Genomic DNA, 19,441 nt, shown 5'->3' with positions numbered 1-19,441 from the left:
AACGGCCACCGGGACGCCAGCCTGACCATCCCGCACCACCACCAGCGCGGACAGAGCAGACCCGGCCGCCTGAAAGGAAGAACATCACGCTCCCCACCGCCACATCCACGCCCCCGTCGAGCACGCCATCGCCCCCATGAAGACCCGAAACGCCATCCTCGATCACCGCTTGACGGGCGACGGCGTCCAGCACCCGATGACCTGCTCATCAGTCACGGCAAACACCGTTGCAGTAGTAACGTGACGGGGGTGCTTCGGGCATGCCGCACCCCCTGCGCCGGAGGGCGTTGTCAGTGGCGACCGGCATCATGGAGCATGGTCCAGGTCTGCCTCAACGGCGAACGCGGCGCGACGGATGGCGCCCACATCCCGCTGACCCCGGCCGCGCTGGCCACCGCCGCGGCCGAAGCGGTGGCGGCCGGGGCGACGGACGTCCACGTCCACCCGAAGACCCCGTGCGGCCAAGACTCCCTCTCTCCCCGGGTCGTGGCCCCGACCCTGGAGGCGATACAGGCACGGGTGACGGTCCCCGTCGGTGTGACGACGGGCGCGTGGACGGATCCGGACCCATCGGCCCGCGTGGCACGCATCCGCACCTGGACGACGCTCCCCGACCACGCCTCGGTCAACTGGCACGAACCGGGCGCGGAGGAGGTGGCCGCGGCGCTGCTGGAGCGCGGAGTGGCCGTGGAAGCGGGCATCTGGTCGGACACGGACGGAGCGACCCGGTTCGCCCGCTCACCCCTGGCCGGCGAGGTCCTGCGCATCCTGGCGGAGGTGACGGACCAGAACCCGGACACAGCAGAGCAGACGGCCCGCACCCTGCTCTCGGCACTGGACCGCCACGACCGCCCGATCCTCCTCCACGGCGAGAACGGCGGCACCTGGCCGGTCCTCCGCCTCGCGGCGCGCCTGGGCCTGGCGACCCGCATCGGCCTGGAGGACACCCTGTTCCTGGCGAACGGCCAACTCGCCCGTTCCAACGCCCAGTTGGTGTCGGAGGCGGTGTCCCAGTACGGATGCGCCCAGCGCTCGTCGTAGGGCAGGGCCGGCAGCTCGGTGCGCATCGCGAGGCCGTCCGCGCCCAGGGCGCGCAGGTGGGTGGCACCGGGTCCGGTCAGCCAGGCGCGCAGTTCGAGGACGGACGGCCTGGTCCTCGGCGTCGTTGTACTACCAGTCGAACGGCGAGAAATCGGACAGCAGGTGGTACGGCCACTCCTCGGCACAGTGCACCAGTGCGCATCGGCGGGCCGGCCCGCGCCCCCAGGCGCCGCGGAAAAGGTGGGTGACGGTCCGGGCGATCGCGGCGCAGGTCTCGAAGATGTGGTCGATGGGGTACGACGGCTCGGCATCGGCGAGTACGCCCTGCCACCAGACGTGCGGAGAGGCGTCGACGGCGGCGGCCTGCTCGGCCGGCCCGTGACTCCGCGCACGCCTCGCCGCCGGCCGAAGATCGCGACTCTAGCAAGCGTTAATCCGTTCGCTCCACCGCTTTGCCGTCCGGACAGTGAAAGGCGATGAGAAGCAAACAGGCACACACGCCCTGGAGTTGAACATGTCGACGCTGCGCGTCACCGCCGAAATCCTCAGGATCCACGAGCATCCCAACGCCGACGCGCTGGAACTGGCCCAGGTGGGCCTGTACCGGGCCGTCGTCGCCAAGGGCGCCTACCGCATCGGTGAAACGGCCGTCTACATCCCTGAGCAGGCCGTGCTGCCGCCGGAGCTGATCGAAGAGCTGGGCCTGACCGAACGCCTGGCGGGCAGCCGCTCGGACCGGGTGAAGGCGGTACGGCTGCGCGGCGAACTGTCCCAGGGCATCGTGTGCCGCCCCAAGGCACTGGCGGACGTCGATCTGACCCAGGCAGCGCTGGCCGGCACCGACTTCGCGGACCGCCTGGGCATCACCAAGTGAGTCCTCCCGGTCCCGCCCACCATGAACGGCGACGCAGAACCGGCCGCGGACCTGCTCCCCTGGGTCGACATCGAGAACATCCAGCGCTTTCCGGGCATCTTCACACCGGGCGAGGCTGTGGTCCTGACGGAGAAGCTGCACGGCTCGGCATGCCTGCTGACGTATGTCGCCGACGAGGACCGGGTGTACGTCTCCTCCAAGGGCTTCGGAGCGAAGTCTCTCGCGCTCAAGGAGGACCCGCGCAACCTCTACTGGCGGGCGATACGTCAGCACGGCGTGGCGGATGCCGCGGCGCGCCTCGCCCGCCGGCTGGGCGCCCGCCGGGTCGGCATCTTCGGCGAGGTGTACGGGGCGGGGGTGCAGGACCTGACATACGGCGCGGACGGACGCCGGGACGACCGACTCGGGTACGCGGTGTTCGACGTGTCCGCGGAGATCGAGGGCGCGGTGCGGTGGCTGGACGCGGGGGAACTCCTGAGCGGCGAGCTGCCGCTGGTCCCGCGCCTCTGGGAGGGGCCGTACGACGCGGAGAGGGTGCTGTCACTCGCAACCGGCCGGGAGACCGTCTCCGGCCGGGAGCTGCATCTGCGGGAGGGCGTGGTGATCCGGCCTGCGGTGGAACGGTACAGCGAGGTGACCGGCGGCCGGGCCATCGCCAAGGCGGTGAGTCCGGCGTACCTGACGCGGCAGGGCGGCACGGAGTACGAGTGACGCCGGCTTCCAAGCCGCCCGGCGCTGCGGCTGGCCGGCGGTGGGTCGCGCGGCCCGGCGCTACGGGGGAGGCCGCTGCGCCCACCCGTGCCGCCCTGTGGCACGGGCCGCCGGTGATCTGGTCGGCACCGTGGCCGACCACGGATGCGGCTTCACTGTCGTCGGTTGGATGGCGTGGGGATCAGTGTTGAGGAAGCGCAGGTCGAGGGCGGTGTCGCCGTTGGTCGCCTGGTCCAGTGCGTCCAGGTGGACGTCTTCGAGCCCGGCCGACTCGCCGTCCCGTCCCAGCAGCGCCGGTGCCCAGTCCAGAGATCCCATAGTCCGTGGGGTACCTGAACCAGCCGGTGGTCTACCGGTCCGGCACCGCTTACATGCGGATCTTCCCCCGTTCAGGGATGGCGTGCCTTACATGGCAATGAGAGGCTTTCCGACTGTAAGGCACCCAATGTCCGTCACCCCTTGGAGTGGTTCAGGGCTGGGGCGCGTACTCCACGTAGAGCGGGGTGGCCGTGACAAGGTGCACCTCGTCCTCTCCATCGTTGTACAGGTTCGTTCGGGACGTGATGCGCGCGTAACCGCGCATCCAGGCGGCAGTCTCCGGGACGAAGGCCTCGTCCAGCAGGCGCACGGTCATCCTCAGCCCCTCGGCGAAGTTGCGGTGCTGGTAGACGATGCGCAACGGGGTGCGGCCCAGCTCCTGCGACAGCTCGTCATTGCGCAGGAGGCGGTCACTGAGGTCCGGCAGCAGGTACTCCACGGTCTCGTCCTCCAGGCTGAAGCTCTGCCCGGCGAGCCGGTACAGGTAGGACGAGTCGGAGGCGACGTGGAACTCCTCCGGTTCGGTCCGGTCGAGTTCCGCCTGTACATCCAGCCGGACCGGTGAGGCTCCCTCCATGCCGAGCAGGTGTTCCCGAGACCCGTGCAGCAGCAGCCGGACCGAGCCTCCCGTCCGGTAGTCCGGGGAGCGTACTCCCGAGTCCAGGAAGAGAACGGCCGATCGGAAGTACTTGTCGTCCATCACCCGGTAGTTCAGGGGTGCCTCGAAGAAGGCCCAGGACCCCGCGCCCACGCTGTCGTCGGCGAACCATCCGGCCGCGCGGTCCCCCCGCTCGAACTCGTCAATCACCTCGTCCACGGTGAGCGTCACGGGCTCCGCGGCGGCTTCTCGGCTGGCCACCTTGGCTCGGCCGAAGGGCGGGAACGCCAGTTCACCCTCGAAGCCGAGGCGGCGCCACCAGCGGGGCCGGCCGGCATCGCCGTTGGACTCGGTGAACTGCCTGAGCTTCCTCTTCGAGAGGTAGACGAACTCGCGCACCGGCTTCCCCCTGCTTCTGGACGGTCGCACGCGGCAGGCGGTCGCGCGCCGCTCCGATATATGCCCGGGGCGGACCGCCGCCACGCGACGCGTGCCGGTGCGCGGGTGTCCTGTCTCAACGAAGTTCGCCGAAGCCCGGCGTCTGCTGGACCACCTCTCGCGGCACGGCGGGTCGAAAGGAGCCGGGCCTGATGATCTCCTCGACCTCGTCGGGCGGGGGCTCGAACCGGGCGTAGAAGTCATCCAGCGCCGGCTCGGTGACGGTCAGCGCGTTGCCGTCCTCCCGCTGGTTGCGCTCGGCGAGGCGGCGCAGCAACTCCTCGCTCGGAGACCGACGCCATGCCCGATGGGCCTTCGCCGTGGGAGCCGATATGGAAGAGGCCTCGGACCCCGAAGTCGAAGGAGCAGAAGAAGCAGGAGCTGACGTAGGCGACGACGGCGGCTCCAGGACGCCGGCCAACCCGACCTCCCTGCCGGGAAGTTCCGTCGGCCCAGCGCTCGGCAAGACCGGATCGGTAACGCCGCCGCGCGCCGCGAACGCCCACGCCCTGTCCCGGCAGCGGCACTCCACCGCCTGGCTGTCGTGACCATCTGCGCATCGATCCACTGAGAGCACCGCACGATGCTCTGCACTCGGTGCACGACATCGGATGCAGTGCATCGCGTGGGCGCCATCGGGTGGACTCCCCTGAGCCTCCGCCAACTTGACATCGCAGGGCAAGGGGCTGGTGTGACCGGCTCTCGGGTTGCCCCCGCTGGCCGTAGGCGGCAGTCTGCGGAGTAGATCGTCCGTCAGCCTGCCGCTTAACGTCCGGTGTGGAACGTGACTAGAACTTGATCAGTGGACTGTAAGCGGCTTCGAGGGGTGCTGTGGATCTCGGCTCTGTGATCATCGCGGTGGCAGGTGTGGCTGGAACATTGGGGGGATCGTTGCTTACTCAACGTGCCTCTGAACGGGCGAAACGTCGGGAGATAGAGCTGGTTCGGGACCATGAAGAGGTCCGCGAGAACCTACTTCTCCGACGCACCTGCTACGTGGAGCTCAATCGGGACGCACGTCAGTTCACCACGGAGCTCAGCCAGTTCCTGCATGCCATGCAGGAACGTAGGGTTGAGGAACCCGACCGGGCAAAGCTCGACGAGGCAAAAAGAGCCCACCGTGACACGTACTCACAAGCGCAGATGATCGTCCCTGATGACGTGCTCGTACCTGCGAGTGAGGTCAACAAAGCCCTGAACAGGGTATACGGCCAGGTCAAACGCCTTGAGCGAGAAGAGCCCGAACCTGGGGAGACGATGGCCGCTGCGTTCCGGGCCCAAGCGGAGGTCTGGGAACTGCTGCGGACGATGAGGACCGTGATGCGCCGTGACCTCGGGGTCGCCTCTGTGAGTGACGATGCGTCGGTGAATCTCCCTACCCAACTGGCCGATCCTCGAAGCGGACGTTGAGTCACAAGCTCAGCGGTTGACTTCGGGGTTCGTCAGAACGGGTAAGGCACGCAGCAGGCGGGTCGCGTGGGCGGGTTCGGGCGGAAGAGTTTGGTGAGGGTCCGCCAGTCTTGAGGTGGGTGAAGCCGTGCTCGACCGCGGAAGCCAAGGTCCGCGAGGGCACCGAGGCCGGCGGCGTGCAGGTGGGCCAGGATGTGGTCGTGGCGGGCGGCGGTGTTGTCGTGGGTACGGCCGGGCCGGGCTGCGGATATCCAGATCAGGCGGCCCCTCTCGTCAGGCAGGGCGAGAAAGTGCAGGCCGTGGCTGCGGTGTTTGCCGGAGTAGTTCCGCTGGTCGGCCTTTCCGGTGCGGCGCTGGGCGCCAGGCGCTGGTCGTGACGCAGCACGGCCAGGACGATCACCGCGATCGACCCGGGCGACAACATTCGCCACCTGGAACGGATCGCCTTCCGATGGCGCCTGAGCAGACCGGCCAGATGGTTGACGGTCCGCAAGCGGACAGCTGCCCTCGGCGCGTTCTTTGGTTCGTCACACAAATCCAACGGCCGCCGGGGGCGCCGTGGTTACTCCCGCGACGCACCGCTCCGGGCGATAGCGCGGCCGGTCGCAGGCGGGTGATGAACCGGCCGTCGGACAGTTTGCGCAGCAGCCGCGATCAACGCGTCTGACCAGCCTCCCGCACAGCGGTTCCAGCTTGGACCGCACAGCGACGTCGACTCCTGGCATCTCGCCGAACTGCCGAACCATGACCGGCCCGGCGGCCTGCCGCACAGCGGCGAGAAATGCGCTGGTAGTCCGGTGGGAGCATGGTCTCCTCTATGTCCGGCGTGCGGTGCGGGATCAGCAGCACCGCCCGGCCGCCCACCTGCCCCGGCGCCGGCGCGACCGAGCCGCGTGCATCGGCGAGCTGTTCGCTCACCCTCTCCGCCTCCTCGACCGCTCACGGCCGAACCGGCGGGTCACGGTGGGGAGATCACGACCCTGCCCCTCATGACCGCGCATCGGCCCGAGCGACCGGTGTGGCGGATTGTCGGCCACGGTGAGAATCGTCGGCCTCTGGCCGCGCTGCCGGCACCGCGGTGAACGTGGCGGCGGGCGGGCGGCGCTGCATGCCGCAGCGTTGGGCGGTCAGGGCATCGTACCGGGAAGTGGATGAGGGGCGTGACGCAGTTCACAAGGAAAGGGTGACAGGGTGTTGTCGCAGACATCTGCAACCGTCGACGCATGACGATCACAGACGAGGACTGCCTCGCCGAGACCCTGGCATTCAACGCCCAGTTCGAAGCTACTGCCGCGAGCCGTCCCCCTCGTGGCCAAGCGCCGAATGCGGACGTTCTGGCACTTCTGCGGCGCAACCGGCTCGGTGGCGACACGCCACCAGTGCGACTGCCGCAGGGCCAGGACCGCGTCGTCGCGGGCGGGGTGAAGGTCCGGGCGTTCGTGCCGGATGAGGTCGACGGCGTGTACCTGCACATACACGGTGGCGGTTGGGCATTCGGCTCTGCGGACGGGCAGGACGAGAAGCTGTGGCGGCTGGCAGTGGAAGCCCGGCTGGCCGTGGTGAGCGTGGACTACCGCCTGGCACCGGAGCACCCGTTCCCCGCTGGCCCCGACGACTGCGAAGCGGCCGCCCGGTGGTTGGTGGACCACGCCGAGGCCGAGTTCAGTACCGGGCGGCTGCTGATCGGTGGCGAGTCGGCCGGTGCTCACCTGAGCGTCCTGACCCTGCTGCGGCTGCGCGACCGGCATGGCATCACCGGCACGTTCCGCGCGGCCCACCTGGCCTTCGGTCCGTACGACCTGTCGATGACACCGAGCCAGCGGCTGTTCGGCTCCCGGCGGTTGCTGAGCAACTCCGAGTCCGTGCGGGGAAGTTACGAGCTTTTTACGCAGGGGATGGGCCCGGAGGAGCGCCGCGACCCGGAGGTCTCGCCGCTGTACGCCGATCTGACCGGTCTGCCGTCCGCCCGGATCGTCGTCGGCACTCAAGACCCGCTGCTGGACGACTCGCTCTTCCTGGCCCAGCGGTGGCAGGCGGCCGGGGCACCCGTGCAACTCGACGTCGTGGCGGGCGCGATGCACGGCTTCACCCTGTTCCCGTTGACCATCACCGCACGAGAACAGCAGCGGGAGCGTAATTTCCTGGCCGGCGCGGGACGGTAGCGTCGGTCCCATGAACCGCACTCCTCGGCTTTATGCACTGGTGGAAGAGTTGCGTGCGGCGGCGCCGCGAGCGTTGACGGTCGCCGCGCTCGCCGCGCGGTTCGAGGTGAGTACGCGCACGGTGCAGCGCGATCTCCAGGCGCTGTTGGAGGCGGGTGCCCCAGTGCGTTTCACCACCGGGCGGGGCGGCGGCTGGTCGATCGACCCTGCGATGACCCTCCCGCCGATCCGCTTCACCGCCGAAGAGGCCGCGGCGCTGGTCGCCGCGCTCGCCGTAGCCGACGCCTCCGCCCCTTACGCCGGCGCGATCCGTACCGCGTCCCAGAAAGTCGCGGCCTCGATGACCGGTCCTGCTTCGAAGACGGCTCAGGAACTCGCCGCCCGGATCGTCGCGCTGCCGACACAAACCGCGGAATCGGTCCGGACCGCGGTGGAGCAGGCTCTCACCGACAGCACGGTGCTGCGGCTTTCCTACGTCGACGCGGCCGGGCGGGAGAGCGACCGCCTCGTTGAACCAGCAGGACTGCTCACCGCCGACGGCAAGTGGTACCTCATCGCTTGGTGCCGCACTCGGCAAGCCGGTCGAGGCTTCCGACTGGACCGCATCACCGCAGCGGCCCCGACCGATGAGCGGGCGCAACGCCATGACCTGGCCGACTTGCTGCTCGGCTCGGCCGCCGCCAGCGCGGTACGGCCCACCGCGCTGGCTTCACTCGTACCCCCTCCATGACAATCGGAACAGCTTGGTCTCGTGGCATCATCCGCCCGCCTGGCCAGGCGGCGTGCTCCGGCCAGGCCTTCCAGCGCCTGCCTAACAGAGCGGGCAGTTCAGTCCCACTGCTGGTCCGCGAGAGAAGTCACCGGCTGCGGCTTGCCGATGACGGCCAGGGCGATGAAGAAGCTGATCTGACCGATGGCGATGGTGAGAGTCGCCAGCGCCTTCTCGTCGTAGTGCTTGGCCACCTCGGCGTACAACTCGTCGGAAACGCGCTCCTTGCCGACCGGCGCAGGCTGGAGGGTGGCTTCCACCAGGGCCAGCGCGGCGCGTTCAGCATCGCTGAAGTAAGGGGCGTCCTGCCAGGAGGAGACGGCGGTGATGCGCTCCTCGGACTCCCCGGCCTTCCGCAGGAACCCCGTGTTCAGGATCGTCAGGTAGGTGTTGCCGACGATCTGTCCGGCACGCAGATGGACCAGGCTCATGGTGGTTCGTGGCACCGAGCGGTTGCCCGTGGCCCTGAACAGAGCGGCGCTCACATCGTTCAGCTCCGGCACGAACTCGGCTGGGTTCGGCATCCGGGAAATCGAGGGGTTCGTCATGACTGCACTCCTTCACATCGGCCTGATCGGCGACTTCACTCCACTGACGGATCAGCTCACCACGATGTGACCGGAACCGGAAGATCTTTTTTCCCGACGCCCTTCGAACCTGCTGACGACCGCCTTCTGGCGAACGTGTCCAAGCCGCGAGGACTGCGAGCCGGGCGTCGGGAACGTCGCGTGCGAAGTGCACCTCGGCTCCGCGCGCTCCCGGCCGTGGTGGTCTTCGGCGACTGGTTGTGCTCGATGTGCCTTCCCAGCACGGTCGCCCGCCGCGCCTTCACCGGATCGTCGCCCGCCTGAAGGCGCCGGCGCTCGATGACCGGTCGGGAGCGCCGACCCGGGCACCACCTCGGTGCGCGGTGAGCAGTGCTGCGTTTGCCGGCAGGAGTGGGCTGCCGTTCCGGCGGGCTCGGTTCGAGCGGCTCATGGCTCACAGAAGTCGCGCTGGCCCCCGCTGGTCAGCCCGCCACGGACAGGAACAGAATGAACCACACGAATCACGGATCGCACTGGCCGACGGACAAACTGACCGCGCTCCGACTCGGTAGGAGGCTGGTTGCGGAAGTCCCGCCATCGCGACCGGATCGCCGCGCATTCGTGGACATCCGCCCCGCGCGGAGTGAGCCTGATGTCCAGGCCGGGGGCGAGGGGTGGGTTCGCAGCGACGTTGAACGTAGCTTCCGGCTTGAGCACTGGGAGTACGACCGCGACCGCTTGGATGGCTTCGACTACGACATCGGCTCAGGCCTCATCGGTCCGCCAACGCCCCGGACGAGGCTGAGCTGAACACCCTGCTCAACGCATGGATTGTCCAGCCCCCCTCTTCGTCTGTCCCTGGCAAAGCGACGATCCCAGATAGGCGCAGGCCAGCTCAAAGAAGCCGTCAGCCGACGCAGGCGCTCGGGTGGGGTTTCCCAGCCGAGCGCCTTGCGTGGGCGGTTGTTCAGTTCGGCGGCGACGGCAGCCAGGTCCTCGCAGGTGTGGACCGCCAGGTCGGTGCCCGTGGGAAAGTGCTGCCGCAGCAGACCGTTCGTGTTCTCGTTCGGCCCGGTCGCACCCCCACCGGCCCACCCTTCACCGCCGACGTCGGCGCCGCCCTCGCCCAGCCGGCCCATCCCACCTACCGGTGCTGGCCGCTTTGCGGGTGCCCGGCTCATAGCCGTGGGCCCCGGGGCCCCGGCCCTCTGTTCTTGAATGCCTGTGGACTTGGGCCCAGTTGTATGGTCGCGGAATCCTCGACGTCTGACAGGGCCTGGCCGCTGCGGGCGACGTTCTCCGGCCACGGATGCTCCGGCGTTCCCTTCGCAGCCGCCGGGCAGGCCGTCAACGCCGAGGCCCGCCTGCCACTCCGGACATGCCTGATGAGCCATTGGATCTCTGCGAGACGTGTCCGGATCCGGCTATCAGGATGCGCTGACTGCGGACATCTGCGCTCGATGAAGTGGAGATGAGATCGGCTCGACCCGTTCCAGCCCATTACGTCGTCCCGACCGTGACAGAACACTTGGCGAGCGCTGGATCGTGGCCTGTCAGCCATCCTTCGGCTCGGCTACCGTTCCATCCATGCCTTCTGCGCTGGACACGCCCCAGGGAGCGGCCGAACTCGCCGAGTCCCTGCTTGCCCCGCTCGCACATCGGTGGCTGCACACCCAAGCCGTGGCTGCCCGGGCTCACCAAGCTGCTGCGGCCGTGTCCAAGGCGGACAGGAGTCTCCTCGTCGCAGCTGCCTGGCTGCACGACATCGGGTACGCGCCTGCGCTCCGTGACACCGGGTTCCACGCTCTCGACGGTGCTCGTCACCTTGAGTCGCTGGGTGCGCCGACGCGCCTGGTGCGACTGGTCGCCCATCACTTGGAGGCCGTGTACGAGGCGGAGCAGCGGGGGCTTTCCGCTGACCTTGCGGTCTACGAGCGGGAAGACTCGCCGGTCCTGGACGCGTTGATCTTCGCCGACATGACGACCGGTCCCGCCGGGCAGTCCATCGACTTCGACACCCGGATCGACGACATCCTGGTCCGCTACGAACCGGGCTCCGAGGTCCACAACGCAATCAGCGAGGCACGACCGTACCTGAGTGCTGCGGTGGAGCGCACCTGGCGGCGGTTCGCCGTCTTCATGTCGCTGCGACCCAGCCAGCAGGCGGCTATCGACGGGAGTAGCTGGTGGCCGCCTACGCTTTTCGCCGTGGAGCACCAGGATGTGGATCTGCTGGCTCGGCTCCTCGATGCCGGTGCGGACCCCGACGAAGGAAACGGTGCGACTCCGCTGACGCATGCGATCGAGACGGAAGGGGACGTAGCGCTGCAGAGCGGTGAGCCGCTCACCGTGGCCACGACTGCTGTGCTCCTCGCCTACGGTGCAGATCCGGCGCTGCGGGATGCCGCGGGCCAGACGCCGCTCGAAGTGGCCGAACGATACGACCATGTCCTTGCGGTTCGGCTGCTGCGCCGGCATCTGTCAGGCGAGGAGGCTCGGGTTCCGGGGCCTCAGAGGGGTAGGGCTCCGACCGGTCTGCCAGTCCCTGATCGATCCGCATGCAGATAAGCGCGGCCGCGCCGCTCTACCCGGATGGGGCCCGATCGCGCGCCACCTGATTCGGACAGTGCCCCCTAGGATGCGAAATGGCCAGTTCCCGGCAGCTGGAGTGCCGGGGTGTGGTCGGGTAACCGGGGCACGGCAAGGTGATCCGGCTCCCCGATCACAGGTCCAGGTGTGCCTGAGCGTTTCCGTTGGCGATACCCACCAGTTGACTCGCTCAGCGCCCCGTGCGTCGCCGGTTGTACGGGGTTGCGTGCTGTGCCACGCCGTGGTCGCGTACGCCGAACGCGGGTGCCTGGGCACTGCTGCCCACCCTCGCTCGAAGCCGACCTCGTCGGCCAGGCCCCGGGGCGCTTCGGCTTCGACGAACCTCGACCGGGTGCCGCCGAGCCGTCTGCGTGTCTCCGTCCGCACCCGGCTGCAGCGGCTGGAGGGCCGGCGGCTGCCGGGCCTTGAGCCCGTGGCCTACTGCGGGCACGTGGCGGAAATGACGTAGTCGACGACATCTAGCGCGTTGGAGCGCTGTCGGTGAGCGGCTCGTTGGCGGTCGGCGCCGTTTCCTTCCGCGCGCAGGCGCCGCCATTGATCTCGTACCAGATCTAGGTCTTCGTGTTGGCGCAGTGCCGGCCCGATGGTGTGCAGCAGCCGTTCGACCAGTGTCGTCTGGGCTTCCAGGCGGCCGGTGAGCGGGTCGATGCCGTTGCCGGCCAGTCCGTCGCGCGCCGCGCGCCAGCAGGCGGCGCGCAGGACTTCCGGTGCCGGGCGGGGTGCCGGTTCTCCGGCCTGGATGGCCGTCAGGGCGGTGGCGGTCAGGGCGCGGACAAGAGCGGCGAGCAGAATGGTGTCGTCGGGGGTCAGGGCTGCGTCGGCGACGCGGACTTCGATGGTGGGCAGGTGGTGGGAGGGTCGGATGTCCCAGTACAGGCCACCGCGGTCGATGAGTGCCTCTGCCGTGAGGAGGGTGTGGACGAGGTCGTCGAAGTGGGTGGGTGATTCGAAGTAGGGGGGCGGGCCGGCCACGGGCCAGCGTCCCCAGGTGGTGGTGCGCCAGCTGGCGTATCCGGTGTCCTGTCCGGCCTGGAAGGGGGAGTTCGCTGCCAGTGCGGTCAAGGTGGGCAGCCAGGGCCGCAGGTGGTTGCTGACGTGGACGGCGTCCCGGGGGTCGGGCAGGCCGACGTGGATGTGGCAGGCACACGCGGTCTGCTCGTCGTCCAGGGCACGGAAGTGAGCGGCGCTGTGTGCGTAGCGGGCGCCTGGAGTCAGGGGCACGGGGGCCGCCTGGCCGAGTACCGGGGTGCCGGTGGAGGCGATGCGCAGGCCGAGCCGGGCGGCGGCACGAGCGACCGTCGTTCTCGTGGAGCGGACCTGATCGGCTGCTTCTTTGAGACAGGTGTGAGGGTCGGTGCGGAGTTCGACCTGGTAGCGGGTCAGCTCGGTGCCTACCCGCTCGCCGAGTTCGCCGGCAGCCTCCTGCACCAGCTGGGGCCCACGGGGGCTCGGGGCCCGGGTAGCCGGATCGATCAAGAGGAGTTCTTCTTCGATCCCCACGGTGAGCGGGGTGGGGGCGTGGCCCGATGCGGTGATGAGGACTGGCGCAGGAGCGTCTGTCGCGGCCCGCCCAGTGTCAGGTTCACTGCTCATAGTGATGACACTGTCTCAGAAAGTCATTGATCGGTGTGCGTCCACGGCGTTCGTCGACGGTTGAGGAGCACAGCGTGCGTGAACGAACCGATGTCCTCGTGGTCGGAGGTGGTCCGGCCGGTGCGACCGCCGCGGCCCTCCTGGCCCGGCAGGGACACCAGGTGTGCGTGCTGGAGCGCGAGAGGTTCCCGCGCTATCACGTCGGGGAGTCGCTGCTGCCGTCCCTGCTGCCCGTGCTGGACGTACTGGGTGCGCGTGAGGTGGTCGAGGCGCACGGTTTCGTCCGCAAGGCCGGGGCGTTCTACGGCTGGGGCGGACAAGAGTGGTCGCTGAGCTTCGACGAGCCAGGCAGACCGGCGGCCTACAGCTTCCAGGTGGTGCGTTCCGAATTCGACCAGCTGCTGCTGGACCATGCCCGCACGCAGGGTGCCGACGTGCGAGAAGAGATCCACGCGAGACGGATCACGTTCGAGGACGGCAGCGCAGCCGGTCGGCGGCACCGGGCCGTGGAAGCGTCCTGGACGGGGCAGGACGGAGCTGCGGGGCGCATCCGGTTCGGCCAGCTCATCGACGCCTCCGGCCGCGCAGGACTTCTCGCCGCCCGGCAGCTGCGCACCAGGCGCCTTCACGACATCTTTCGCAACGTCGCCACCTGGAGCTACTGGCGTGGCGCGGCGCCTCTCGCCGCCGCTCCCAGTGGGGCGATCGGGGTGTTCTCACTGCCGGACCACGGATGGCTGTGGGCCATCCCCTTGCACGACGGCAGTCTCAGCGTCGGCCTGGTCACCGACAAGCGTTCCTTCGCCCGGGCCAGGCAGGCGGTCGGCGGTTCACTTCAGGCCGTCTACGAAGAGGCGATCGCCCGCTGCCCGCTGCTGGCCGGCATGCTTACCAGCGCCAGACAGGACGCCCCGCTGAAAACCGAGAGCGACTACTCCTACGTAAGCGAGGCGTTCAGCGGACCGGGCTGGTTCCTCGCCGGGGACGCCGCCTGTTTCCTCGACCCGCTGCTGTCCACCGGCGTCCACCTCGCCCTGTACAGCGGTCTGCTCGCCGCCGCCTCCATCGGCAGCGTGCTGCGCGGCGAAGTCGACGAAGACGCGGCTCACGCCTTCTACCAGGCCGCCTACCGGCACGCATACGAACGGCTCCTCGTCCTGGTCAGCGCCTTCTACCGCATCCACGACGGCCGCGACGCCTACTTCCGCACAGCCCAACGACTCAGCCGCCGCGACCAGGCACCCCTACGCCTGCACGAATCCTTCCTCAACATCATCACCGGCGCCGAAGACCTCCACGACACCCAGACCGACCCCGTCGACGCCTTCCTGCACACCGTGCGCCAACCCGTCAACGGCCAGTTGCCGCCCGGACTCGCAGGCCACGGAACAAGCGACCTGCTGCCGCTGCCCACCAACCCTGAACAAGCCGCCGCCGGCCTCTACCTCGGCCTCCACCCACACCCCCGCCTCCACCACACCGCTCACAGCACCACAGAGAAGCAGCCGGGTGACCCGCCGTGTTCAGGCTGATGGTCGGGGCGAGCCGCGGAAGCAGGAGAGGCGGCAGGTCACGCAGTCCGCGCACACCGGACGGCGCACCCCCGTAAACCCACGGCTTCCTACGCCTGGCAGCACCAGTCAGGGCACCCTCTACGACCGCGCCCTGGCCCAGACCCGGGGCCTGCAACACCACCCGGGCAGCCACCGCGCAGGCCCTCCCGGCCATCGTCCGCCGCGGCACACGACCCGTCGCCGACCGCGCGGCCCGCCGACTCCTCGGCCCGCCGGCTGCCGAGGCGGACGCCCGGTACCTGGCGTGGATGCACGAACGAGGGCAGTTGGTGTGGCTGGGTATCCGACTTGTCCACCGGGCGTCGGGAGAGCCGCGTGGGATCACCGGTCAGGCCGGGCGTTGGCGGGTTCCGGTTCGGCGGCTCGGAGGAAGTCGGCGACCTTGCCGGTCGGAAGGTCTTCTGCGCAGCTGTTGCAGGGGGCTACGGAGCATGTACGGACCTCGCATCATGGCTCAGGCTGGCGCGGTCGCGGCTTGGGTGAAGTGGTCAGTACAGGGCCTCTCCCATGGGAGAGTCGCCGCTGGTGACGTATGCGCGGATCGCTGCCAGGTACTCCTGGCGGCTGACGCGTCCGTCACCGTCACTGTCCAGCGCGTCGAAAGCCGCATCGGCGTTGTCCGCCTGGTTGCCCAGTGCCTGGCGCAACATGGTGAATTGCGACCGGTCCAGGGCACCGTCCTGGTCGGCGTCGGCAAGATCGAACAGGGCGCCGAGGGCGTACTGGCAGATGTTGTCGAACTTTTCGGCATCGACCCAGGCGATGTACTCCTCGTACGTCATGATGCCGTCGCCGTTGGCGTCCATCGCGGCCCAGGCGCGTTCTCCGGTGGCGCGGGCGGCAAGGACCAGGGGGTCGTCGTCGCTGCGTCCGGTTGCTTTCTGAGCCCTTTCGATACGGACGAAGTAGTCGTGCCGGGAGGCGACTCCGTCGCCGTCGGTGTCCAGCATCGCGTAGATCCGCGCCTTCGGGGAGGTGAGGTCGGCCGAGGCCGCCGCCTGCGGTTCGGTCTGAGGGGTGGACATGTCGGATCCTCCTTCATATGCGAGTCGGGGCAGGTTGACGGAGCGGTTTCAGCGGCTGAGACGGAACACGAGGGCCGAGTCAAGCGCTGTTGCACCGGGCCGGGGGGCCGGACTGGAGCCGGTAGCCGAACTCAGAGATATCCGCTCACGCGGCCGGCCTGAACCGCCATTCGAGTTGGCACGGCGTACGCCGGGGGCATACCGCCAAACCCTGTCCGCGCCCCGGAAGCACCTCACAGCTCGAACCGGGAGCTGCTTGGTGATCACGCGGTCACGGTCGTTCCGATGGCGTGCCGGGTGGCGGCCGGCGCCTACATGTGAGCGGCCTCGGCGCAACGACACCGCCGCACAGCACACGGTACGTGGCTGCATCCCGCGCAGCGATCAGGCGGAGGCTGGGACCCTGGAGCAACTCTTCCTACCTACCGGGCCTTCAGCGTGGCCACGGTCCGGGCTCAAGGACCGGTATCGGCCGGCCGATGACGGTGGCATGGAAACGCGCTGTCACGCCGCACGTCGTCTCGTCTCCCGTCGCTTGGTGACCGCCGGGCTGCTCGCTGCGGCTTGGGGGGTGGTCCCCGGGGCCTCTGCCGGAGCGGCCAGGGCTTTCTCGCCGCGTCGGGCGGCGGCTGCGGACGAGGAGGGTCTGCAGGCGCTGTTCGGGGCGGAGAACCGTGTGATCCGTACGCGTGAGCGGGTGGTCGCGGTGACGTTCAACGCGGCCTGGAACGATGCTGGTCTCGAACGCGTTCTCAGTGAGCTCGCACGCCGGCGTACGCCTGCCGCGTTCTTCCTGACCGGCGACTTCGCCGACCGCCACCCCAAGGTGGTCAAGAGGCTCGCCGCGGCGGGACACGGGCTGGGCAACCACTCCTACAGCCACCCCTACTTCAAGGATCTGACCGCCGCCGGAAGGAGCCGGGAGGTGAGGGCGGCGGACCAGGCCCTGCGTGCGGCCGGGGCAGGAGCGGCGCTGACCCCGTTCTTCCGCTTCCCCTACAGCGAAACCAGCCCTGCCCAGATCAAGGAGGTCAACGGGCTGGGATTCGCGGATATCGAATTCACCACCGACACCAACGGGTGGAAGGGCACCGAGGGCGGCATGACCGTGGGCCGTGCGGTGCGCCGGGCGCTGGACGCCCTGCGTCCGGGGATGATCCTGCAGATGCATGTCGGCACGACCGAGGGCCAGACCGACGTGATCGATGCCCAGGCCCTGCCGCGGATCCTCGACGCGGTCACCGCTCGCGGTTACCGCGTCATCGACCTCCGCCTGCTCCTGACACACTCGGTCCGCCCGGCACAGAGCGGGTCAGCAATGAGGCACACGAGGCCCGCGCCCATCGAGGACGCCTGACCAATGCCGGTCGCCGACGGTCTGATGTGTTTTCCGGTCCCGGCCCTGGGTGCATTGCGTCACCGCGCTCGCGTAGGCCGGCTGTGATTACGGGATGAGGGGAGTTGGTCATTCTGCGGGCCGCTGGCGGTGGGGCCGGCGCTGTAGCGGCTGGTGGTGAGGCTCCAGTCGAGGTTGCCGCGGATCCAGTGGGCGATGCCAGTGAAGTACCGGTCCATGCGCGGGTCGCAGCCGCGCTGCCGCTCCTCCTCGACCAGGTCGAGGAAGCTGCGGGTCTCCTCGGTGTGCATCGCGACGGCGAGGTCGAGGGGCCCTCCTGGTAGGCGCAGTGATGTTCCTCGGCGAGGGCGGCGATGAGGGCGAGGGCGCCTGGCCAGATGAGTTCGCGGGGGCGGGGTGATCTCGACGGGGCCACGGGGAAAGACCCGGGAACCGAGCATGCTGTAGCCGCAGGCACGGGCGGCCTGTTCCTCCTCGGGGCTGGTGATGTAGCCGAAGTGGGCCGGCCACTGGATCAGATGCTCCTCCACCTCGGCGGCGCGAGACTGAGCAACCCCAGCTCAGAGAATCGACCCCCACCGGAATTGACGACGAGCAAGGCCGGAACGGGCTACCGTCGTCGACCATGACCGAAGCGGCCTACCTGCACGCCACTCGGACGGCCTACGACACCGTCGCCGTCGACTACGAGAGACTCCTGCGCGACGAACTGAACACCAAACCGCTGGACCGCGCCATGCTCGCCGCGTTCTCCGAACTGGTGCAGGCGCCGGGCACCGGGCCGGTCGCCGACCTCGGCTGCGGGCCCGGCCGCATCACAGCTCACCTCCACGCTCTTGGAGTGGAGGTGTTCGGCATCGACCTGTCGCCCGAGATGATCGCGCTGGCCCGTCGGACGCACCCGGGTCTTCGGTTCGAGGAGGGGTCGATGACCGCTCTGGATCTGGGGGACGGCACTCTGGGCGGCATCGTCGCCTGGTACTCAACCATCCATACCCCACCGCAGTTGCTGCCGACCGTTTTCGCGGAGTGGCACCGGGTGCTGGCCCCGGGCGGCCACACGCTGCTGGCGTTCAAGGTCGGGGACCAGCGTCGGCACCTGGACCAGGCATACGGCCACGAGCTGTCGCTCGACGTCTACTGGATGTCAGCTGATCACGTTGCCGACCTGATGAGCAAGGCCGGCCTCGTCATGGACGCCCAGATGATCCGCGAACCGGACGAGAGCGAAAAACCCCGACAAGGTCAGCAAGCCTTCTTCCTCGCACACAAGCCCAAGCAGTCGTGACCTAGCGAGCGAAGCTGCCTCACCCCAAGACGAAAACTCCCAGCTCAGAGGCCGCCAGCCAGCGACCTTGTCGAGAACGGACACAGACGCCCCGCTGCGGAACCCCACAGCCGACGGCCGCGTAGCGAGAGGGGCGGCGGGCCGGGGCGCGGACGTCATTGTTACGGTCGCTGGATGGCGAACTGGGACGAGGACGGCGTCCGCGCACGGATACGGGAGATGGCCGCACGGGACCCGGAGCGGAGGTGTTTCGGGGCACGCACGCATCGGTACGCGCTGGCGCCGCAGCTACCGGAGACGGAGATCCGGGCGTTCGAGGAATCCCACGGCATCGCTCTCCCGGTGGAGTACCGGTCCTTCGTCGCGGAGGTCGGCAACGGCCCCGCCGGGCCCGGGCACGGCATGATGTCGCTGACCGTCCCACGCCCGGAGGCCGACGAGGAATGGGCTGCGGACGACGAGTGGGAGGAGGACCGGCTGCCGGGCCGCCTCGCCGAGCCGTTCCCACTCACCGAACCCCGGCCCGGCCCGATCGGAGCACCCGCCGATCTCACCCGGGGCACGCTCATGCTGGCCGAACAGGGCTGCGGCATCTACACCCGGCTCATCCTGAACGGCCCACACGCAGGACAGATCTGGCAGATCGATCCGGACTGGGGCGGCTTCGTACCGGTGAGCCCCGGCTTCCGATCCTGGTACACCGACTGGCTGGCGAGCCCGTAAACGCGCGTCACGCCAGCCGGACCAAACCCACTACCCTCTGGCGCAGGCGGGATCGTGAGCAACGGCGTCGTCCCGGTCGACCGCCGCACCGGATACCACCCGACTGCCGGCGCGGGATGCCGACTGCGGCGCGTCCTGCACCTTGAGCGCCTTGGCCTCACTCTTGAAGATCCGGGCCGCCTTGCCCGCCGACCGCGTCAGCTCGGGAAGCTTCTTGATTCCGAGGACCACGACGACGACAAGGAGGATCACGGCCAGCTCACTCAAGCCGAACATCAGGTCCGCCCTCCGGATGGGAATCTACGGCCGTAGAAGTGTCTCCTGGCATGTGATCACCAACAAGCCCGCCTCCGCGCCGAGCCGGCCGGAAGGGCAGTGCTGTCGACAAGGAGCCAGGGGTTCGGCCCCCGTTTTTACAGCGGC

General features: G+C 69.0%; 19 protein-coding genes and 2 pseudogenes. 11 read left to right on the top strand and 10 right to left on the bottom strand.

Annotated features, from left to right (window positions below; translation table 11 throughout):
* The first annotated feature begins 315 nt into the window (after nt 1–315).
* Together ACZ4U1_RS15405 and ACZ4U1_RS15400 are read left to right on the top strand one after the other, a co-directional pair.
* The gene (locus ACZ4U1_RS15405; protein ID WP_467903437.1) at nt 316–1,041 is read left to right on the top strand and encodes a 3-keto-5-aminohexanoate cleavage protein; all 726 of its coding nucleotides are present in this window, start codon (nt 316–318) and stop codon (nt 1,039–1,041) included.
* Between the two features lie 514 nt (nt 1,042–1,555).
* Nucleotides 1,556–2,626, top strand: a pseudogene (locus ACZ4U1_RS15400) (RNA ligase (ATP)).
* A gap of 60 nt (nt 2,627–2,686) precedes the next feature.
* On the opposite strand, the gene ACZ4U1_RS15395 reads toward ACZ4U1_RS15400, so the two are convergent.
* The 3 genes from ACZ4U1_RS15395 to ACZ4U1_RS15385 form a co-directional block, all read right to left on the bottom strand.
* Nucleotides 2,687–2,944 (bottom strand): hypothetical protein, encoded by a 258-nt coding sequence (locus ACZ4U1_RS15395; protein WP_467903435.1) that lies wholly within the window; start codon nt 2,942–2,944, stop codon nt 2,687–2,689.
* 151 nt (nt 2,945–3,095) lie between these two features.
* Nucleotides 3,096–3,941, bottom strand: a complete 846-nt coding sequence (locus ACZ4U1_RS15390; protein WP_467903433.1) for an SAVMC3_10250 family protein — start codon at nt 3,939–3,941, stop codon at nt 3,096–3,098.
* Nucleotides 3,942–4,056: 115 nt separating this feature from the next.
* A complete protein-coding gene (locus tag ACZ4U1_RS15385) occupies nt 4,057–4,257 on the bottom strand; it encodes a hypothetical protein (RefSeq protein WP_467903432.1) in 201 nt (66 codons plus the stop codon).
* A gap of 554 nt (nt 4,258–4,811) precedes the next feature.
* On the opposite strand from ACZ4U1_RS15385, the gene ACZ4U1_RS15380 reads away from it, so the two are divergent.
* A complete protein-coding gene (locus ACZ4U1_RS15380; protein WP_467903430.1) occupies nt 4,812–5,390 on the top strand; it encodes a hypothetical protein in 579 nt (192 codons plus the stop codon).
* Nucleotides 5,391–5,422: 32 nt separating this feature from the next.
* Here ACZ4U1_RS15380 and ACZ4U1_RS15375 read toward each other — a convergent pair whose 3' ends face one another.
* Nucleotides 5,423–5,821: a transposase family protein gene (locus ACZ4U1_RS15375; RefSeq protein WP_467903428.1), complete on the bottom strand. Its 399-nt coding sequence runs from the start codon at nt 5,819–5,821 to the stop codon at nt 5,423–5,425.
* 792 nt (nt 5,822–6,613) lie between these two features.
* Between ACZ4U1_RS15375 and ACZ4U1_RS15370 the strand changes: the two genes are divergently transcribed.
* Nucleotides 6,614–7,552 carry an alpha/beta hydrolase gene (locus ACZ4U1_RS15370; RefSeq protein ID WP_467903427.1) on the top strand — a complete coding sequence of 313 codons (939 nt, stop codon included), beginning with the start codon at nt 6,614–6,616 and terminating at the stop codon, nt 7,550–7,552.
* 10 nt (nt 7,553–7,562) lie between these two features.
* On the top strand, nt 7,563–8,282 hold the full coding sequence (locus tag ACZ4U1_RS15365) for a helix-turn-helix transcriptional regulator (RefSeq protein ID WP_467903426.1): 720 nt from the start codon (nt 7,563–7,565) through the stop codon (nt 8,280–8,282).
* Between the two features lie 98 nt (nt 8,283–8,380).
* Here the strand turns inward: ACZ4U1_RS15365 and ACZ4U1_RS15360 are convergent, their stop codons facing one another.
* Nucleotides 8,381–8,869, bottom strand: coding sequence for a carboxymuconolactone decarboxylase family protein (locus ACZ4U1_RS15360; RefSeq protein ID WP_467903425.1), 489 nt, complete (start codon nt 8,867–8,869; stop codon nt 8,381–8,383).
* A 180-nt stretch (nt 8,870–9,049) separates the two neighbouring features.
* Here ACZ4U1_RS15360 and ACZ4U1_RS15355 point away from each other — a divergent pair, with 180 nt between their 5' ends.
* On the top strand, nt 9,050–9,172 hold the full coding sequence (locus ACZ4U1_RS15355; protein WP_467903424.1) for a hypothetical protein: 123 nt from the start codon (nt 9,050–9,052) through the stop codon (nt 9,170–9,172).
* Between the two features lie 572 nt (nt 9,173–9,744).
* Here ACZ4U1_RS15355 and ACZ4U1_RS15350 read toward each other — a convergent pair.
* Nucleotides 9,745–9,921: pseudogene (locus ACZ4U1_RS15350) on the bottom strand (transposase); the annotation flags it as partial.
* 514 nt (nt 9,922–10,435) lie between these two features.
* On the opposite strand from ACZ4U1_RS15350, the gene ACZ4U1_RS15345 reads away from it, so the two are divergent.
* Complete coding sequence (locus ACZ4U1_RS15345; RefSeq protein ID WP_467903423.1) at nt 10,436–11,416, top strand: ankyrin repeat domain-containing protein; 981 nt, start codon at nt 10,436–10,438, stop codon at nt 11,414–11,416.
* A 459-nt stretch (nt 11,417–11,875) separates the two neighbouring features.
* Here the strand turns inward: ACZ4U1_RS15345 and ACZ4U1_RS15340 are convergent, their stop codons facing one another.
* Nucleotides 11,876–13,051, bottom strand: coding sequence for a carboxylate-amine ligase (locus ACZ4U1_RS15340; protein WP_467903422.1), 1,176 nt, complete (start codon nt 13,049–13,051; stop codon nt 11,876–11,878).
* Nucleotides 13,052–13,125: 74 nt separating this feature from the next.
* Here ACZ4U1_RS15340 and ACZ4U1_RS15335 point away from each other — a divergent pair, with 74 nt between their 5' ends.
* Nucleotides 13,126–14,583, top strand: a complete 1,458-nt coding sequence (locus tag ACZ4U1_RS15335) for an NAD(P)/FAD-dependent oxidoreductase (protein ID WP_467903421.1) — start codon at nt 13,126–13,128, stop codon at nt 14,581–14,583.
* Between the two features lie 530 nt (nt 14,584–15,113).
* Here the strand turns inward: ACZ4U1_RS15335 and ACZ4U1_RS15330 are convergent.
* Nucleotides 15,114–15,650, bottom strand: a complete 537-nt coding sequence (locus ACZ4U1_RS15330; protein ID WP_467903420.1) for an EF-hand domain-containing protein — start codon at nt 15,648–15,650, stop codon at nt 15,114–15,116.
* A 538-nt stretch (nt 15,651–16,188) separates the two neighbouring features.
* Between ACZ4U1_RS15330 and ACZ4U1_RS15325 the strand changes: the two genes are divergently transcribed.
* Complete coding sequence (locus tag ACZ4U1_RS15325; protein WP_467903419.1) at nt 16,189–17,007, top strand: polysaccharide deacetylase family protein; 819 nt, start codon at nt 16,189–16,191, stop codon at nt 17,005–17,007.
* Nucleotides 17,008–17,066: 59 nt separating this feature from the next.
* On the opposite strand, the gene ACZ4U1_RS15320 is transcribed toward ACZ4U1_RS15325, so the two are convergent.
* On the bottom strand, nt 17,067–17,537 hold the full coding sequence (locus ACZ4U1_RS15320) for a hypothetical protein (RefSeq protein WP_467903418.1): 471 nt from the start codon (nt 17,535–17,537) through the stop codon (nt 17,067–17,069).
* A gap of 95 nt (nt 17,538–17,632) precedes the next feature.
* Between ACZ4U1_RS15320 and ACZ4U1_RS15315 the strand changes: the two genes are divergently transcribed.
* Both ACZ4U1_RS15315 and ACZ4U1_RS15310 read left to right on the top strand, forming a co-directional pair.
* A complete protein-coding gene (locus tag ACZ4U1_RS15315) occupies nt 17,633–18,295 on the top strand; it encodes a class I SAM-dependent methyltransferase (RefSeq protein ID WP_467903417.1) in 663 nt (220 codons plus the stop codon).
* Nucleotides 18,296–18,469: 174 nt separating this feature from the next.
* Nucleotides 18,470–19,018, top strand: coding sequence for an SMI1/KNR4 family protein (locus tag ACZ4U1_RS15310; RefSeq protein ID WP_467903415.1), 549 nt, complete (start codon nt 18,470–18,472; stop codon nt 19,016–19,018).
* Between the two features lie 30 nt (nt 19,019–19,048).
* Here the strand turns inward: ACZ4U1_RS15310 and ACZ4U1_RS15305 are convergent, their stop codons facing one another.
* Complete coding sequence (locus ACZ4U1_RS15305) at nt 19,049–19,294, bottom strand: twin-arginine translocase TatA/TatE family subunit (protein ID WP_467903414.1); 246 nt, start codon at nt 19,292–19,294, stop codon at nt 19,049–19,051.
* Nucleotides 19,295–19,441: the final 147 nt, after the last annotated feature.

Source organism: Streptomyces sp. NPDC028928 (assembly GCF_055564915.1).
The sequence above is the reverse complement of the archived record's forward strand: the minus strand, read 5'-3'. Positions and strand labels throughout refer to the sequence as shown.

Bases quoted from the DNA above. Each gene is read 5' to 3' on its own strand.
- ACZ4U1_RS15405 (WP_467903437.1), top strand. From the start codon at position 316: ATGGTCCAGGTCTGCCTCAACGGCGAACGCGGCGCGACGGATGGCGCC.
- ACZ4U1_RS15395 (WP_467903435.1), bottom strand. From the start codon at position 2,944: ATGGGATCTCTGGACTGGGCACCGGCGCTGCTGGGACGGGACGGCGAG.
- ACZ4U1_RS15370 (WP_467903427.1), top strand. From the start codon at position 6,614: ATGACGATCACAGACGAGGACTGCCTCGCCGAGACCCTGGCATTCAAC.
- ACZ4U1_RS15365 (WP_467903426.1), top strand. From the start codon at position 7,563: ATGAACCGCACTCCTCGGCTTTATGCACTGGTGGAAGAGTTGCGTGCG.
- ACZ4U1_RS15360 (WP_467903425.1), bottom strand. From the start codon at position 8,869: ATGACGAACCCCTCGATTTCCCGGATGCCGAACCCAGCCGAGTTCGTG.
- ACZ4U1_RS15345 (WP_467903423.1), top strand. From the start codon at position 10,436: ATGCCTTCTGCGCTGGACACGCCCCAGGGAGCGGCCGAACTCGCCGAG.
- ACZ4U1_RS15340 (WP_467903422.1), bottom strand. From the start codon at position 13,051: ATGAGCAGTGAACCTGACACTGGGCGGGCCGCGACAGACGCTCCTGCG.
- ACZ4U1_RS15330 (WP_467903420.1), bottom strand. From the start codon at position 15,650: ATGTCCACCCCTCAGACCGAACCGCAGGCGGCGGCCTCGGCCGACCTC.
- ACZ4U1_RS15315 (WP_467903417.1), top strand. From the start codon at position 17,633: ATGACCGAAGCGGCCTACCTGCACGCCACTCGGACGGCCTACGACACC.
- ACZ4U1_RS15310 (WP_467903415.1), top strand. From the start codon at position 18,470: ATGGCGAACTGGGACGAGGACGGCGTCCGCGCACGGATACGGGAGATG.
- ACZ4U1_RS15305 (WP_467903414.1), bottom strand. From the start codon at position 19,294: ATGTTCGGCTTGAGTGAGCTGGCCGTGATCCTCCTTGTCGTCGTCGTG.